This is a genomic window from Hymenobacter armeniacus (assembly GCF_014699055.1).
Classification (GTDB): Bacteria; Bacteroidota; Bacteroidia; order Cytophagales; family Hymenobacteraceae; genus Hymenobacter; species Hymenobacter armeniacus.
Map to the genome: position 1 here is coordinate 705272 of NZ_JACXAC010000002.1, position 16312 is coordinate 721583.

Consider the following 16312-nt stretch of genomic DNA (forward strand, 5'->3'; position numbering starts at 1 on the left):
ACACGCCGGCTACTCCCGGCCAGGCGGCGGGGGCGGGCAAAGTGGACAAGGAAACCGAACGGGTCATGGCAAAAATGAGGCGATTCGGCGCTGTAACGAAGCCGAGAACCAAGTGGTTCAAATCTGGCGCAAAGGTAAAAGGCCCTACTTTTGCCCGCAACATTTCTGTGTTATTTTTTGACTGGGCCTCCGTGCACCGCGGGCCAACGCTAACGTGAAGGGTTGATGAATTCGGTAGTAAAAATATTTAAAATAGGCGGCGGCATTATTGACCACGAAGCCGAATTGCAGGAATTTCTGCGATTGTTTTCCGGCATTAGCGGCCCGAAAATATTGGTGCACGGCGGCGGCAAAGGCGCCAGCGAAATGCTGCGGCAATTGGGCATAGCGCCACGCATGGTAAACGGCCGCCGCATCACCGATGCCGCCACGCTGGATTTGGTCACCATGTTTTACGCGGGCAAAACCAACAAGCAAATAGTGGCCACGCTGCAGAAGCTGGGCATCAACGCATTGGGCCTTACCGGGGCCGATGGCAACGTTATTCAGGCCGTGAAGCGTCCGGTGCGCGAAATAGACTACGGCTTTGTGGGCGATTTGAGCGAAGCCAGCGTGAATACCCACATGCTGCACCAGTTTCTGGCGCTGGGCCTCACGCCGGTGCTCTGCCCCATCAATCACGACGGCCAGGGACAATTGCTAAATACCAACGCCGATACCATTGCGGCCTCGGTGGCCAAGGCTTTGTGCAAGCAATACGAAGTTGAGCTGCATTTTTGCTTCGAAAAGCGCGGCGTGCTGACGGATATTTCCGACGAAACGTCGGTAATTCCAAAAATTAATCTAGCCGATTATGCATTGCTGAAGGAAAGCGGTGTGATTGCCGACGGCATGCTGCCGAAATTAGAAAACGCATTCGACGCGCTACAATTCGGGGTGGAAAAAGTGATTATTGAGCATGCGCTCTACATCGACGACACACTTCATACCACACTATGCCTGACGTAATAACCGAATTGCGCGATGCTGCTGTGGCGTTATTGGTTCAACTGATAAAAACGCCTTCGTTTTCGCGGGAAGAATCTGGCACGGCTGCTCTGATAGAAGCATTTTTGCTTGCGCACGGCGCAACGCCGCATCGGCAGCAGCATAACGTTTGGGCTTTCTCGGAGAATTTTGACGCGCAGAAGCCCACTATTCTGCTCAACTCGCACCACGACACGGTGAAGCCCGGTGCGGGCTGGAATTACGACCCGTTTGGGGCGGTGCTGGAAGGCGATAAATTAATTGGCTTGGGCAGCAACGACGCCGGAGCGGCGGCGGTAAGTCTGCTCGCTACGTTTCTGTATTTCCGGAATAAGTCAAATGCGTTTAATTTAATTTGCGCAATAACGGCGGAAGAAGAAATTTCCGGCGCCAATGGCATCCGCAGCGTGCTGCCGGAATTTGGGAAAGTTGACCTGGGAATAGTAGGAGAGCCCACCGGCATGCAGCTGGCCATTGCCGAAAAAGGCCTGCTGGTGCTCGACGGCACCGCGCATGGCAAAACCGGCCACGCGGCCCGCAACGAAGGCGAAAATGCCCTCTACAAAGCCCTTGGCGACATCCAGTGGCTGCGCAATTATCAGTTTCCGAAAGTGTCGCCGCTGCTGGGGCCGGTGAAAACGACGGTTACGCAAATTAACGCCGGCACGCAGCACAACGTGGTGCCCGACCGCTGTCAGTTTGTGGTCGATGTGCGCACCAACGAGCTGTACAGCAACCAAGAAGTGCTGGAGATAATTCGGGCAAATGTACAGTCGGAAATAACGCCGCGCTCCACTCATCTCAATTCTTCCCGCATCAGCGACCAACATCCGCTTATTCGAAAGGGAAAGGCCATGGGCAAACAAATGTATGGCTCGCCCACGCTGTCGGACCAGTCGATGATGCCGTTTGAAACCCTTAAAATGGGCCCGGGCGAGAGTGCCCGCTCGCATACACCCAACGAATACATTTTGCTTAGTGAAATTGACGCAGGCATTCGGGATTATATCGCGCTGCTGTCGGATTTTACTTTCTAAGTGAAACGCGAATTACTACTTCGCGTTGCTCGTATAGCATCCGCGAAGTAAAGCGCTGCTGCGGCTCATTGCGGCGCAGCATGACGCTCTGAACTGATTTAATAGACAGGAACCATGAAAATTTGGGAAAAAGGATTTTCGGTAAACGACACCATTGAGAAATTTACGGTGGGACGTGACCGCGAATTGGATATGTATCTGGCGCCGTTTGATATGCTGGCGTCGAAGGCGCAGGCCAACATGCTGGCCAAAGTCGGTTTGATTTCTGACCAAGAGCGGCAGCAATTAATTGCCGGATTGGATGAATTGCTGGCGCAGGTAGACGCGGGCACGTTTACCATTGAGGCTGATTTTGAAGACGTGCATTCCAAAATCGAACATTACCTCACCGAGAAGTACGGCGACGCCGGCAAAAAAATACACACGGCCCGCTCGCGCAACGACCAGGTGCTAACGGCCATTCAGCTGTTTCTGAAGGATTACACCGAGCGCATTGCGACGAAAATTGTGGCGTTGGTGCGCGTGCTGGTGCAGAAGGCTGAGGCGCACCAGGCCGATTTGCTGCCGGGCTACACGCACTTTCAGGCGGCCATGCCGAGCAGCTTTGGGCTGTGGTTTTCGGCGTATGCCGAGCATTTGCTGCTGGATTTGGCGCTGTTTGAAGCGGCCCATACTGTGGCCGATCAGAATCCGCTGGGCTCGGGAGCGGGCTTTGGCAGCAGCTTTCCGATAGACCGCGAAATGACGACCCGCGAAATGGGCTTCGGCAGCGTGGCCGTGAGCGCCGTGGGCGCGCAGATGCTGCGCGGCAAAACCGAAAAAACGCTGGCGTTTGCCATTGCCGGGGCGGCGGGCACGCTGGGCAAAATGGCCTACGACCTGGTGATGTACAACAGCCAGGATTTGGGTTTTGTGACGCTGCCCAAGGAGTTTACGACGGGCTCCAGCATCATGCCGCACAAGAAAAACCCCGACGTGTTTGAGCTGGTGCGCGCCCACGCCAACCGCCTGCAGGCGCTGCCCAACGACATTATCTTGGCCACCAGCAACCTGCCCAGCGGCTACCACCGCGACTTTCAGCTCCTGAAAGAATTGCTGTTTGGGCCCATGGTGCAGTTCGCGGACTTGCTCGATATTTTGCTGTTTGCCTTGCCCGAAATCAAGATTAAGCCCGGCGTGATTGAGCAGGAGAAATACGACGCTATTTTTTCGGTGGAAAACATCAACCAGCTCATCATTGCCGGGGTGCCGTTTCGCGATGCCTACCAGCAGGTGGGCCGCGCCGTGGAAGACGGCAGCTACGTGCCGCACCGCGAATTTCAGACCACGCATCTGGGCAGCATTCACAACCTGGGCCTGGAAGAAATCGCGGCCAAAGTGGAGCGCTGGCAGCAAAAAAGCAGGCTCTTTAGTGCGTAAAATTGACTTCTCACGCCGCTGTTTAAGAATGACATGATGAATAACATGACGTCGACGGCTTGCCGTCTCCGGATGCTGCGGCGTGCGGTAGGGGTGCTGCTGGTGCTGATGCTGTCCCTGGCGGGCCGGGGCCAGGGCCTGCGCGTGCTGGTGCGCGACTCGGCCCGCCACGAGCCCCTGATTGGCGCCAGCGTGGCGGTGCCCGGCACGGGGGTGGGCGCGGCCACCGACGTGACGGGTACCGCCACGCTCGACCCGGCCCCGGCGCCCGGCACGCGCCTGCGCATCAGCGCGCTGGGGTTTCGGGCGCGGCTGGCAGTGGTGCCCGCGGCGGGTGGCGGGCTCACGGTGCAGCTGGCGCCCAGCGCCGAAGAGATTGACGAAGTGGTGGTGACGGCCACCCGCACCAACTCCCGCATCGAAGACCTGCCCACGCGCGTGGAAGTGCTGGGCCTGGAGGAGCTGGAGGAGGAAAGCAGCATCAAACCCGCCAACATTGCAGGCCTGCTGGGCGATTTTGCCGGCGCGCAGATTCAGCCTACGTCGCCCACCACCGGCAACGCCGACCTGCGCCTGCAAGGCCTGCCGGGGCAATACACCCAGATTTTGCGCGACGGCGTGCCGCTGTACGGCGGGTTTGCGGGCTCCTTTGGCCTGCTCACCATTCCGCCGCTCGATTTGCGGCAGGTGGAACTGATTAAGGGCTCGAATTCGACGCTGTACGGGGGCGGCGCCATTGCCGGCCTGGTGAATCTGGTGAGCAAAACGCCCAACCTCGACCGGCCCAGCTACGCCTTCAGCCTCAACCAAACCACCCTGCGCGAGAGCGACCTGACCGGCTTTGCGGCCAAGCGCGGCGCGCGCTGGGGCTACACCGCGTTTGTGGGCCTTGTTAATCAAAAGGAAAAAGACGTGGACGGCGACGGGTTTGTGGACGTGCCCCGGGCCCGCAGCCTCAACCTGCACCCGCGCCTGTTTTTTTACCCCAACGCCCACAGCCAGCTGGCGCTGGGCTACAACGGCACGGCCGAAAGCCGCCGCGCCGGCGACCTGCAGGTAATGCAGCACGGCCCCGACATCGCCAGCGGGCGGCTGTTTTACGTGGACAACACCAGCCTGCGCAACACCGTGGACCTGCTGTATGTGAACGACAGCGTGGCGCGGGGCGCCCTTACGGTGAAGGCCACGGGCACCGATTTTGTGCGCGACGTAAACACGCCAATCGCCAGTTTCACGGCGTTCCAGACCACGTATTTCGCCGAAGTCAATTACCGGCACGGCTACGGGCGGCACACGGTGGTGGCCGGCCTCGACGCCAACGGCGAGCAGCTGGGCTCGTTCAACCGCAGCGCTACGCCGTTGCGCAGCCCGTACCGCTACGCCACGGTGGGCGCGTTTGTGCAAGACGACTGGCGCCTGCTGCCGGCCCTCAACCTGCAAACCGGGCTGCGCTACGACCACCACAACCAGTTTGGGGGTTTTTTGCTGCCGCGGGTGGCCCTGCTCTACAAGGCCAGTCCGGCCGTGACGGCCCGCCTCAACGGGGGCCTGGGCTACCGTGCGGCCGTGCCCTACATCAACAGCCTCGATGAGCGCGACTACCCGCTGGTGCAGCCCCTGCGCGGCGTGCGGGCCGAAACGTCGCTCGGCATCAACGGCGACGTGAATTTCCAGCGCACCTTCGCCGGCTTCGATACCCCGCTCACGCTGAACGTGAACCAGTCCTTTTTCTACACGCGGCTGGCCGACCCGCTGGTGCTGAACGGCAGCGGCTTTGCCGGCCCTAGTGGGCAGAACTTTCTCACTTGGCAAAATGCTGCCGACCCGCTCTCGACGCGCGGCCTGGAAACCTACGTGCGCCTGCGGGCCGATGAAACCGAGCTCTACCTGGGCTACGTCTTTACCGATGCCCGCCAGCAATACGACGCCGTGAACGAGCGACTGCCCTTGTCGGCCCGCCATAAGTTTGCCGCCGTGGCGCTGGTCGATTTTGCCGAGAATTTCAACGCCGGGGTGGAAGCTTCCTACACCGGCCAGCAATACCTCTCCGACGGCCGCACCACGCCCGGCTACCCGCTGTTTGCGGCCATTTTGCGCTACCACACCGAGGCCTGGACGGTGGCCTTGAACGGCGAAAACCTGCTCGACTACCGCCAGACGCGGCGCGAGCGGGTGGTGAGCCCTCCGCTGGGCAACCCCGTGTTCAGCGAGCTATGGGCCCCGGTGGAGGGCCGCGTCATCAACCTGTCGGTGACGTGGCGCTGGGTGAAAGGCTAGCTCAGGCCCAGGCCAGCACCACGGTGCCCGCCAAAATGAGCCCCGCGCCCAGCGCGCCGCGGGCCGAAAGGGTTTCGCCCAGAAACGCCACCGCCAGCAGCAGCGCCAGGGCCACGCTCAGCTTGTCGACGGGCGCCACGCGGCTCACGGGGCCCAGCTTCAGGGCGCGGAAATAGCACAGCCACGACGCCCCCGTGGCCAGCCCCGACAGCACCAAAAACAGCCACGTGCGGCCCGACAGCGCCGGCAGCCCCGCCGTGGCCCCGCGCGCCACGGCAATGCCCCAGGCCAGCACCAGGATGACCACCGTGCGAATGGCCGTGGCCAGGTCAGAGTCGACGCCTTTGATGCCGATTTTGGCAAAAATGGCGGTGAGGGCCGCGAAAAGGGCCGAAAACAGGGCGTAAGGAATCCAGGAAGCCATAAGAAAACCAGCGTGAGGGCGGGCAAGGAGCTGCCCGTAGCCGAGCCTACGCACAACGGCCCGCAACCGTCGGGCCCCGCGGCTAGTACTAGCCCAGGCGGAGCCATTATGCCGAGTTTGCTGTTACCTTTTTACCTATGCCCGAATCTGATTCTACTTTCCGCCGGCCCGACCTGCTGCGCCTCGACTACGATACCTACCGGGCCCTGCCCGCCGTGGCCAACTCCGACCTCTCGCGCCTGCGCGATGCCCTCGACGGGCGCCCGCCGCGCCCGCAAACCAGTGCCGCCGACGGCGCCCTGAGCTTCGGCACGGCCTTCCATACGGCTCTGCTCGAGCCCAACGACTACGTGGCCGGCCAGCCCGGCCTCAACGACACGCTGGTGTGGTGGCTGGTGGACGGCGTGAAGCTCGACTCGCGCCTGAACGAGCTGCTGGCCGTGGGCCAGCCCGAAGTGAGCGTGCTCTTCACCGAGCCCCAGACCGACACGCTCTGCAAGCTGCGCGCCGACCTCATCGTGGACCACGCCGACCAGCCGTTCACCATCATCGACTTCAAAACCACGATGGCGCGCGACGCCGACCATTTTCTCTGGCAGTGCTCGGCCTACGACTACGACCGCCAGGCCGCCTTCTACACCGATGCCTTGCGCGCCGAGCGGTTCCTACTGGTGGGCGTGCAGAAGGTGGAGCCGTTTGGCGTGTTCACCATTGAAGTGAGCGAGCAGATGCTGGCCGAGGGGCGCCAGAAATACCAGCGCCTGTTGCGCCTGCTAAAGGCCCCCGCCACGGCGCCCGCCTACCGGGCCGAAGCCGTGCAGGCCGCCGTGGATGCACTCGGATTGAGTGCGGAAGAATCCTGAAATAAGTAAAACTAGAGTCTGTAGTGGAGGGGCCGCTCTTGGTTTCAAATTTTGTGTACACGCGTTGCATGTTAATTAATTTTAATGGTAACTTATTGATGTGAAATAAGATGGTTTTAATAATTGGGTGATTGGTTCGCAGAGAGAGTTGTAATATTGTTGCGCAATTTCGAGTTGGAATAGCGTAATAATATAATTTGTTCTCTTTTACCACTTGCTCTTTTATATGAAACAATCTTTTATGCAATGCTTGGTTGGGGCAATGCTGATAAGCCTGGCGGCGTTGCCGGTCCGGGCGCAGTACGTCTTTAAAGACAGCCCCGACGCTTCTTCCAACGGCTTGGGACCCTACTCGCAGAATTTTGACGCACTGGCGGGTACCAAGGCCACCTTCGGCAGCAATACGACGCTGCCGGGCGTGTATGCCAAATACGTGCTCGACACGGGGACCTTTGCGGGAGTGGAGTTGGAATCGTACACGCGAGCCGGCACGTCGGCCAAACTGGGGCCCGACGACGGCACGGAGGGCGCCACCGCGGCGGGCACCGTCGACGCCGACGGCACACCCCATGGGCCTTCCTGGTATCATTTCGGGGCTCCCGGCGGTACCGACCGCGCCTTGGGCGGCATTGCCGGCACCACCACCGGCTCGGGCAAAGGGTACGTGGGCATTCGGTTGAAGAACTCGTCCACGAAAACCATCGTGAACCTGGAAATTCAGTATGCGATGGAGCAGTGGTACAATTCGAGCCAGACCCAGGCTGCCAACGTGACGGTAGACTACCAGCGGACTACGACTACCACGGCCACCATCACCTCGCTGACAAGCGGCACTTGGCTGCCCATCGCCGACCTGGGCGTGCCGGCACCCTCCACCTCCACGGCCATTGCGCCGCGCAACGGCAACGCCGCTACCAATCGCCGCGTGAAGCAAACTACGCTGGTGGGCATCAACCTGCTGGCGGGGCAGGAAATCATGGTGCGTTTCGGCTACGTGTTCAACTCGTCTACCAACGGCAACGGCCTGAGCGTCGACGACATCGTTATTACGCCGCAAACCAACATCTTTTATTCCTTGCCCGGCGACAACAAAAATCTGGACTCGAAGAACAACTGGGGCACCAACGTGAACGGCACCGGCACCGCGCCGACCAATTTCACGGCCGACAACACCATTTATTACGTGCAGGGCAGCACGGGCTCCGCCGACCGCATCAACGGCACCTGGACGGTGAGCGGCGCCAATTCGAAAATTGTGGTGGGCACCCCGTCGTCGCCGGCCTCGCTCTACGTGAATGCCAACGACCTCATTCAGGGCACGGTAGACGTGGGCGCTGGCTCTACGCTGCAGATTAACCAGGTGAACAACAACCTGAGCCTGGGCGCGCTGCACCCCAGCAGCACCGTGGAATACGTGAATGGCGGCACCACCAACCAGAACGTGAAAGGCGCCAGCTACGGCACGCTCAAGCTGTCGGGCACCGGTCCCAAGTTGCTCACCGGCAACGTGCTGGTGAATGCCGGCCTGGCATTCAACACCACTGGCGCGTCCATTCTCAGCTTGGCCGATTACAACCTGCTGCTGCTTAAAGGCGCTACCCTGACCGGCCTCAACGGGGCTAATACCTTTTTTGTGACCAACGGCAAGGGCAGCCTGCAGCGCACCGTGTCGAGCGACGGCGTGGAAGTGCTGTTTCCGGTGGGCACGTCGGCCACGTCGTACACGCCGGCCTTGCTCAGCCAGACCCAGGCACAGTCGGAAGACACCTACAGCGTGCGCGTGGCCCCGGAAGCCTACGTGCGCTACATCAACGAAGTGGGCGTGGTGGGCACCGAAGCCCGTGACCGCAACGTGAAAAAGACCTGGTTTGTGGGCGAAGAAGTGAGCGGCAACTCCAACCTCACCCTCAAGCTGCAATGGAACGACGTGGACGTGGTGACGGGCTTCCAGAATTCGCTGGCCCACATCAACCACTACCTGAACGGGGCCTGGGACCGGTACACGGCCCAGCAGGGCGCCTCGGCCGGCACCGTTGCCAATTCGAGCGTGGTGTCGCGCACGGGCATCACCAGCTTCTCGCCGTTCGCCGTGTCGTCGCTGCCAAACGGCTCCCTGCCGGTGGTGCTCACGGCTTTTGGTGCTCAGCGGGCCGGCACGGCCGTGGCCTGCACCTGGACCACGGCCACCGAGCACAACAGCCGCGACTTCACCGTGGAGCGCAGCCGCAACGGCCTCACGTTTGAGTTGCTGGGCCGCGTGGCCGCGCAAGGCAGCAGCAGCGGCCCGCGCGCGTACCGCTTCGCCGACGAGCATCCGCTGGCCGGCCTGGCCTACTATCGCCTGCGCCAAACCGACCTCGACGGCACGGAGTCGTTCTCGCAAGTGGTGGCCGTGAACGGCTCGGCAGCGGTTGGCATGCCCGCGGTGGTGCCCAATCCCGGCACCGGCCGCTTTGCGCTGGTCGACGCCGATGGCCAGCCCCTCGCCGGGCCCGCTGTGGTAATCAACACGCTGGGTGCCGTGGTGCGCCGCGTGCCCGCAAGCCAAGCCGGTGCCAGCAGCTTCGATTTGAGCGACCAGCCCGCTGGCCTCTATCTGGTGCAGGTGCCCACGGCCGCCGGCACTTACACGGTGCGCGTGGTAAAGAATTAAAGCCTTTATCGGCGGCAAAATCCCTTCTCACAATCGTGAGAAGGGATTTTTTATGCGCAATGCAAAATACTTACTAATTAGTAAGTAAGTACTATCTTTGGGGCCAGATGACAACCCCCGCTGCTCCTGCCGCCCTGGCGCCCGACACCCGCACCCGCATCCTCGACCTGGCCGAAAGCCTGTTATTGGAGCGCGGCTTCAATGCGTTTAGCTACCAGCATTTGGCCAAAGCCCTCGGCGTGAAGCCGGCGGCCATTCACTACCATTACCCTAGCAAGGACGACCTGGGCACGGCCATTGTGGCCCGGCAGCTCCGGCGGCTGCGCAAGTGGCGCGACCTGCCCCGCGTGGCCGACCTGCCGCCTGCCGAGCAGCTCGAAGCGCTGTTTGCGGTGTATGACAACCACGCCCGGCAAGAATGCCGCGTGTGCCTGTTCGGCGCGCTGGCGGCCGATTTTCGGACCTTGCCGGCGCCCATGCAGGCCGAGTTGCGCACGTTCAACGGCGAGCTGACGGCCTGGCTGGCCCAGGTGCTGGCCGTGGGCAAAGCCACTGGCGCCCTGCGCTTCGTGGGCAGCCCGTCGGCCAAGGCCGTGCAGGTGCTCACCACGCTGGCCGGCGCCCTGCAGGTGGCGCGCGTGCACGACGAAACCCCGTACCACACCATCGTGAGCCAGCTCCGCCTGGAGCTGCTGGCTTAATGCCCGAACGGCTGCTCGGGCCGCTGCTTTTGCTTCACCTCTTTTTGCCTGCGCTATGACCAACACCTTCTCGCCCGCTCACGACTACTACCTGGCCGAAGAACCAGCCATTGCCCGGGCGCCGCGCGTGCGTTATCCCTCGCCGCCCGCCGGCCTGCGGCTGCTGCGCTGGCAGCTGAAGGTGCTCTCAGCGGTGGCGCCGGCGGTGGCATTCCGCACGGCCTGGAAGGTGTTTTGCACGCCCCGCCGCCTGCCCGAAAAAGGCTGGGAAGCCCCCGCGCTGGCCGATGCCCGCCGCCGCACTGTGCCCGCCAGCACCGGCCCCGTGGCCGTGTACGAGTGGGGGCCGGCCGCCGCGCCGGCCGTGGTGCTGGTGCACGGCTGGGAGCACCGGGCCAGCTTTTGGCGGGCCTGGGTGCAGCCGCTGGTGGCGGCCGGCTACCGCGTGGTGGCCCTGGACGGACCGGCCCACGGTGCCTCGGCTGGCAAGCTGGTGACGCTAACGGACTTCGGCGGCGCGGTGCAGGCCGTGGTCGATACGGTGGGGGAGGTGCGCGCCATTGTGGCGCATTCGTTTGGGGCTGCGTCGGTGGCGGGCCTGCCGGTGCGGCTGCCCGGCGGGGCGCCCTTGCCGCGTTTGGTATTGATGAGTGCGCCGGTGGGCCCCCGGGCCGTGGCCGGGCGCTTTGCTGATTTCTTGCAGCTGCCGGCCGCGTTCGTGACGCAGTTTGCGCAGTACGTGCAGCAGGCCACCGGACGCTCCGCCGATTCTTTCGGCGCGGCGGTGGCGGGGCCCATGGCAGGCGCCGAGCAAGTGCTGGTGCTGCACGACGAGGACGACGAAATCATTCCCTTTGCCGAAGGCCGGCAAATTGCGGCGGCCTGGCCCGGCGCGGTGCTGCACGCCACCAAAGGCCTTGGCCACAACCGCATTCTGCGCGATGAAGCCGTGGTGCGGGCTGGGGTGGCCTTTATCGGGTAGGGCCGGAAGCCTGCGCGCCGAGCAACCTCAGAAATGCTGGATATCTTGGCGGCGGAAAAGGAATTCCGCTTCCTTTCCCCATCTGGGCTTGCATTTTCCGGTCGTTTCATCATGCGCATTCTTTCTGTCAACGTAGGCCGGCCCCGCACGCTGGAATGGATAGGACGGGGCATTACCACCGCCATTTTCAAGGAACCCGTTGCCGGCCCCGTGTCGCTGGAAGGAAACAACCTGGCCGGCGACCAGCAGGCCGACCTGCGCGTGCACGGCGGCCCCGACAAAGCCGTGTATGCCTACGCCAGCGAGCATTACACTTATTGGGAAGCCGAATTGCAACCGGGCGCCCTGGTCGGCCCGGCTGCCTTCGGCGAAAACCTGACCACGGCCGGCCTGCTCGAGCGCGACGTGCGCATTGGCGATGAGTTTAAGATGGGCACGGCCGTGCTGCGCGCCGCCCAGCCCCGCCAGCCCTGCTACAAGCTCAACCTGCGCTTCAACGACCCCGAAATGGTGTCGCGCTTCGTGGCCGCCGGCCGCAGCGGCATCTATTTCCAGGTGCTGCAGCCGGGCGTGGTGCAGGCGGGCGACGCCATTGAGCTCAGCCGCCGCTCGCCGTACGCCGTAACCATTCAAGACGTCACCGATATGTACTACGGCGTGCTGCAGAGCCCCGCGGCGGTGCAGGAGCTGCTCAGCATTCCGTATCTGCCGGCCTCGGTGCGGCGCCATTTCACGGCCGGGTAATGCCGCCTTGCGAGGGCGAAAGCTTAAATAGCGTCCACGCCTTCGGCCGCTAGCTGGCGCAGCACGTCGCGCAAGCCTTCGGCCTCGCCCATGAGCCGGGCCACGTGCTGCACGTATTCCGCCTCGGCCCGGAGGTCGCGCTTGAGCTGGCGCAATTCGAGCTCCTGCTTCTTGCCCGAACCCGTGACGAAGCCGTTGGGGCCGTACTTCAACTCGTTCATGGCCTGCTTTAGCTGGGCTTGCTGCTGCAACAGGGCGCGGGTGTAGCGGGCCAGCACGTCGTCGGCCTCGGCGTCGGCCGGGCCCGATTCGGCCAGCAGCTGCAGCAGCGCGTAGAGGTCGTCGGCCTCGTAGGCTTCGGTGATGCGCTGCATCTGGGCCGTTCGGGCGGCTTGCTTTTCGGGGTCGCGCTCCAGGTCGGGGTGATGGGTGCGGGCCAACTGGCGGTAGATGGTTTTGGCGTTGGATTCGAGCTGCTTCTGGTCGGCTTGGGCGGCTTCTTCCTGTTTGCGCTGCGCCTTGGTTTTGCGGCGGGCGCGGGCCGCCGCCGCGGCTTGCTCGTGGGGCGGCAGGGTGGGGTCGGGGGTGTATTCCGGTTCTGGGTTGGCCTGGCCCGGCTTCGGCTCGGCCGCGTCGACATTGGCTGCGGCGCCCCGCACATTGGGTGCATACTTGCGGATAATAGCCTCCTCGTCCTCACCAAACCGGTCTTCCAGCGCCCGCGCATTGCCGAGTATCAGTTCCGTAATCTGATGCTCCTCCAGGCGGCTGAAGTAGCGCAGTAGCAGGGCTTCTTCCAGCGGCGGAAACAGGCTGCGCCGCGCGGCCACGACGGTTGCGGCCGCCGGGCCTACCTGCTGCCAGTAGCGCCGGCGGGCTTCGGCCTGCTCGGCGCGCAAGTCCCGCAACCGCTCGCGCAGGTTTTCCACGTCCAGAATGGCCTGTCGAAACGCCTGCTGGGCCGGGGTGCCCGCAGGCGCTTCAGCAACCCGAACGGGCACCGTGATGGGGGAGGGGTGCACCGAATCTGTTTTTTTCATAGCCAGCAAAATTACGGTGCAGGGTGCGGGGATTACGCCCTACGGCCACAGCTCAAACGCCACCCGAAACGTGTTGCAATGCGCGTCCACGATGTCAGCCAGGCGCTCGGAGTAGCCGCCGCCCATGCTCACGGCCACCGGCAGGCGCCGGGCGTGGCACAACCCGAGCACGAATTCGTCGCGTTGCCGGCAGCCGGCGGGCGTCAGGGCCAGCTTGCCCAGCTTGTCGGTGGCCAGCACGTCGACGCCAGCCTGGTAAAAGACGAAATCGGGCCGTACTTGCTCCACCAGCGGCGGCAGCGTCGTGGTCAGCAGCTGCAGATACCCGGCGTCGTCGGTGCCCAGCTCCAGCGCCACGTCCAAGTCAGAACGTTCCTTGCGCAGCGGATAATTGGCCCCGGCGTGCATCGAAAACGTGAATACGCGCGGCTCGTGCTGGAAAATGGCCGCCGTGCCGTCGCCCTGGTGCACGTCCAAATCCACAATCAAAATCTGCTTGGCCAGCCCGTGCGCCAGCAGGTGCGCGGCGGCGATGGCCTGGTCGTTGAGCACGCAAAACCCTTCGCCCCGGTCGGCAAAGGCGTGGTGGGTGCCGCCGGCCAGGTTCAGGCCCACGCCGTCGCGCAGGGCGTGCAGAGCCGATTGCAGCGTGCCCGCGCTGCTGCTCAGCGAGCGGCGCACCAACTGCGGGCTTTGCGGCAAGCCCAGGCGGCGCACTTCGGCGGGGCTCAGCTGCAGGTCGCGCACCTTGTGCCAATACTCGGCGGTGTGCACGCGCAGCACGTCTTCCTCGGCGCACAGCCCGGGTTCGTAAAAATCCTCCGGCGCCGCAATGCCCTGCCACAGCAGTTGCTCCCGAATCAGGGCGTATTTGGCGATGGGGAAGCGGTGCCCGGCGGGCAGGTCGAGGGTGTAATGGTCGGAAGTGGCGAGGCGCGGCATGTGGGCATAATACCCGTGATGCGTAGGCGAAGTTTATTGACCGCACTAAATCAGTTAAATTTTTCTGTGCATAAATTCTGCATAATTCGCCTGTTTTTGTAGTTTGAGAAAAATATTTACAAATTATTTTGAAAATTATTTGCGCAATAAAAATTAATTGCAAACCTTTGTCGCACCAAAAGCAAACAACCATGTACCGCCACGAACTATTCACCAGCAATTCGGATAAGATGCAGCCCGGTCGGCTGCTTCCGCTCGGTACGTTTGCCTGATTTCAGCCCCCGCTGAAACCCGACACCGCCCGAGCCCACAAGCTCGGGTTTTTTGTTGTTAGTCGGTTATCAACCGCTTACCTAACGCATCCCATGCCCAATATTCGCCCCAGTTACCTGCCCCAGCAGTTCTCGAAACGGCCCGATTGCGGCCGCTGGAATCGGTGTGGCCGTGCTTCTCTTCTTTGTTGGAAACGTCGATAGACTCGGCGTAAACCCCGCAAATCAGACAAGCCCGGCCCATAAAAAGCCGGGCTTTTTCGTGTAATTAATGCCCAAATAAAACGCTGTTTTTATTTGAACAGGAGAGGTGTGTCTAATTCAAATTGAATTAAAAGTTGATTGCGAAATGACTAATTAATTAGTCGCAAATACCTGCCTACACCATCCCATTTTTCACGCTTAGTAAATCCGATTTTTCAACATGCGTCTCCACGTATTCAGCTCCGTCTTAATTCCGCCTGGGGCGGCGCGGCCACTGCAAGTAGTGGCCGCTTATAAACACCGGGGCCGCTGTGAGTGGCCCCGAAACCGACAGAAATCGGGCTGCCGACTGCGTGCGCCCGCCTCCTTTTTACCTTCTAGCTAAGCACTGCCCGCGGGCAGGCCCCCGCTTTATGGCAAACCGTAACAAACCTGTTTCTGCGGAAGCTTACCGCTGGGAGCAGGCCGGTGCCGCCCTTGCGCGGCACATCGACTGGCGCAAATGGCCCTTGTCGAAGCAAGTTGATTTTATGTTTTCCTTCACTTCGCCCCGCGAGTTGTACGAAGCCTTGGGCGTCAACGCCGAGTTGTCGCACTTGTACGCAGCCTGTGTGTTAGGGCGGCCGGTGGCAGCGCAGCACAGCATTCGCAAAGCGCTGCAACTGCTGGCAACCAAGCGCGTAGCGGTGTTGCACCGACCCGAATTGGGGCCGGCGGTGGCAGCGCTGGCCGAACGCTACCAGCAACGGGTGCGTGACATCGCCGACTGGAAGCCGAAAAGCAGCAATGCTTTTCGCCAGCTGGTGAGCTTGGTGCAGCACCTCTTTGACCAATACGGCAACCTGCCGGCGTGGCTGTTAAATACTTGGACGCAAACGGCATTGGTGGAAGATGGCGTGAACCTGCCAGACCTAACTCTGCATGTGGGCTGGGGCCGCTCACTCCGCAGTTTTCCCGGACTGCCCGTGAAACTCAGCAAACGGCTGGAGCACGGCATGCGGGAAGCACCTGCGGGCTGCACGTTTCGCGAAGCCTTGCGCTATGCCCAACTCGCCGCCCGCGATGCATTGGAATGGTGGGGCGTGGTGATGGAGTCGCGTTTGGGCCGAGCACCGCTGCTCGACGATGCCTTCTGGCTGGGCGTGGTGGATTTTTTCATTGCCACGCCCATGGTCGACCCGCGCCACTTGGGCCCCGTGTGCGACTGGATTCATCAGAAGCGTAGCGTGGGCATTGGGCCTGAACCGCCGCAGCCAGGCTTTTCGCTGAAAGGCCGCAGCATGGTTTCGGTGCTCGCCCAAACCGAGCGCTGGCACCAGGCCGACGTCCGGCAGCGTCGTCAATCGGGCGATGCGGAACCGGACGTCAACCACCGCTGGGCGGGCTTGCCAGTGGCTGATTTCGTGGCCGGGTCGGTGCGCATTGAGCAGCTATTTACCTACGGCCAGCTCGTGGCCGAAGGCCGAGCTCTGCACCACTGCGTAGCCACCTACCTGCATTCGTGCCGCCAAGGCCGGTGCGGCATCTTCTCCCTAACGGTGGACGGGGCCCGCGCCCTGACCTTGGAGGTGGATTCCGGCCGCAAAGTGGTGCAGGTGCGCGGCAAGCACAACCGCTGGATGACCGCCGCGGAGCGCGACTGGATAAACCAATGGCTCGACCAAGCCCGCTTGGTGCTGTCGCGGCACGTTCACATAACTGAGTAAATGCCTGTGATGCGCTCAATGC

The 16312-nt window shown here is 62.2% G+C and carries 13 protein-coding genes; 10 read left to right on the forward strand and 3 right to left on the reverse strand.

The window, feature by feature from the left end:
- The first annotated feature begins 225 nt into the window (after nt 1–225).
- The 4 genes from argB (at nt 226) to IC234_RS07440 (ending at nt 5759) form a co-directional block, all read left to right on the forward strand.
- A complete protein-coding gene (gene argB, locus IC234_RS07425; RefSeq protein WP_190923211.1) occupies nt 226–1008 on the forward strand; it encodes an acetylglutamate kinase in 783 nt (260 codons plus the stop codon).
- Entirely contained in the window at nt 996–2063 is a 1068-nt protein-coding gene (locus tag IC234_RS07430; RefSeq protein ID WP_190923212.1) for a M20 family metallo-hydrolase, read from the forward strand. The genes argB and IC234_RS07430 overlap by 13 nt, the downstream gene beginning before the upstream one ends.
- 114 nt (nt 2064–2177) lie before the next feature.
- Entirely contained in the window at nt 2178–3482 is a 1305-nt protein-coding gene (gene argH, locus IC234_RS07435; RefSeq protein WP_190923213.1) for an argininosuccinate lyase, read from the forward strand.
- A gap of 33 nt (nt 3483–3515) precedes the next feature.
- Nucleotides 3516–5759, forward strand: coding sequence for a TonB-dependent receptor (locus IC234_RS07440; RefSeq protein WP_190923214.1), 2244 nt, complete (start codon nt 3516–3518; stop codon nt 5757–5759).
- A gap of 1 nt (nt 5760) precedes the next feature.
- Here IC234_RS07440 and IC234_RS07445 read toward each other — a convergent pair whose 3' ends face one another.
- Nucleotides 5761–6183: an EamA family transporter gene (locus IC234_RS07445; protein WP_190923215.1), complete on the reverse strand. Its 423-nt coding sequence runs from the start codon at nt 6181–6183 to the stop codon at nt 5761–5763.
- A gap of 137 nt (nt 6184–6320) precedes the next feature.
- On the opposite strand from IC234_RS07445, the gene IC234_RS07450 reads away from it, so the two are divergent.
- From IC234_RS07450 to IC234_RS07470, 5 genes are all read left to right on the forward strand, one after another.
- Nucleotides 6321–7046, forward strand: a complete 726-nt coding sequence (locus IC234_RS07450; RefSeq protein ID WP_190923216.1) for a PD-(D/E)XK nuclease-like domain-containing protein — start codon at nt 6321–6323, stop codon at nt 7044–7046.
- Between the two features lie 226 nt (nt 7047–7272).
- The gene (locus IC234_RS07455) at nt 7273–9699 is read left to right on the forward strand and encodes a T9SS type A sorting domain-containing protein (RefSeq protein ID WP_190923217.1); all 2427 of its coding nucleotides are present in this window, start codon (nt 7273–7275) and stop codon (nt 9697–9699) included.
- A gap of 107 nt (nt 9700–9806) precedes the next feature.
- Nucleotides 9807–10400 (forward strand): TetR/AcrR family transcriptional regulator, encoded by a 594-nt coding sequence (locus IC234_RS07460; protein ID WP_190923218.1) that lies wholly within the window; start codon nt 9807–9809, stop codon nt 10398–10400.
- A 55-nt stretch (nt 10401–10455) separates the two neighbouring features.
- A complete protein-coding gene (locus tag IC234_RS07465) occupies nt 10456–11382 on the forward strand; it encodes an alpha/beta fold hydrolase (RefSeq protein ID WP_190923219.1) in 927 nt (308 codons plus the stop codon).
- A gap of 111 nt (nt 11383–11493) precedes the next feature.
- Nucleotides 11494–12126 carry an MOSC domain-containing protein gene (locus tag IC234_RS07470; protein WP_190923220.1) on the forward strand — a complete coding sequence of 211 codons (633 nt, stop codon included), beginning with the start codon at nt 11494–11496 and terminating at the stop codon, nt 12124–12126.
- A 23-nt stretch (nt 12127–12149) separates the two neighbouring features.
- Here IC234_RS07470 and IC234_RS07475 read toward each other — a convergent pair whose 3' ends face one another.
- On the reverse strand, nt 12150–13166 hold the full coding sequence (locus IC234_RS07475; RefSeq protein WP_190923221.1) for a J domain-containing protein: 1017 nt from the start codon (nt 13164–13166) through the stop codon (nt 12150–12152).
- 39 nt (nt 13167–13205) lie between these two features.
- Entirely contained in the window at nt 13206–14108 is a 903-nt protein-coding gene (locus IC234_RS07480; RefSeq protein ID WP_190923222.1) for a histone deacetylase family protein, read from the reverse strand.
- A gap of 1006 nt (nt 14109–15114) precedes the next feature.
- Between IC234_RS07480 and IC234_RS07485 the strand changes: the two genes are divergently transcribed.
- On the forward strand, nt 15115–16290 hold the full coding sequence (locus IC234_RS07485) for a PcfJ domain-containing protein (protein ID WP_190923223.1): 1176 nt from the start codon (nt 15115–15117) through the stop codon (nt 16288–16290).
- Nucleotides 16291–16312 lie beyond the last annotated feature (22 nt).

Coding starts and splice junctions, on each gene's coding strand:
- IC234_RS07480 (WP_190923222.1), bottom strand. CDS start 14,108: ATGCCGCGCCTCGCCACTTCCGACCATTACACCCTCGACCTGCCCGCC.
- IC234_RS07475 (WP_190923221.1), bottom strand. CDS start 13,166: ATGAAAAAAACAGATTCGGTGCACCCCTCCCCCATCACGGTGCCCGTT.
- IC234_RS07450 (WP_190923216.1), top strand. CDS start 6,321: ATGCCCGAATCTGATTCTACTTTCCGCCGGCCCGACCTGCTGCGCCTC.
- IC234_RS07465 (WP_190923219.1), top strand. CDS start 10,456: ATGACCAACACCTTCTCGCCCGCTCACGACTACTACCTGGCCGAAGAA.
- IC234_RS07445 (WP_190923215.1), bottom strand. CDS start 6,183: ATGGCTTCCTGGATTCCTTACGCCCTGTTTTCGGCCCTTTTCGCGGCC.
- IC234_RS07485 (WP_190923223.1), top strand. CDS start 15,115: ATGTTTTCCTTCACTTCGCCCCGCGAGTTGTACGAAGCCTTGGGCGTC.
- IC234_RS07470 (WP_190923220.1), top strand. CDS start 11,494: ATGCGCATTCTTTCTGTCAACGTAGGCCGGCCCCGCACGCTGGAATGG.
- argB (WP_190923211.1), top strand. CDS start 226: ATGAATTCGGTAGTAAAAATATTTAAAATAGGCGGCGGCATTATTGAC.
- IC234_RS07440 (WP_190923214.1), top strand. CDS start 3,516: ATGATGAATAACATGACGTCGACGGCTTGCCGTCTCCGGATGCTGCGG.
- IC234_RS07455 (WP_190923217.1), top strand. CDS start 7,273: ATGAAACAATCTTTTATGCAATGCTTGGTTGGGGCAATGCTGATAAGC.
- IC234_RS07430 (WP_190923212.1), top strand. CDS start 996: ATGCCTGACGTAATAACCGAATTGCGCGATGCTGCTGTGGCGTTATTG.
- argH (WP_190923213.1), top strand. CDS start 2,178: ATGAAAATTTGGGAAAAAGGATTTTCGGTAAACGACACCATTGAGAAA.
- IC234_RS07460 (WP_190923218.1), top strand. CDS start 9,807: ATGACAACCCCCGCTGCTCCTGCCGCCCTGGCGCCCGACACCCGCACC.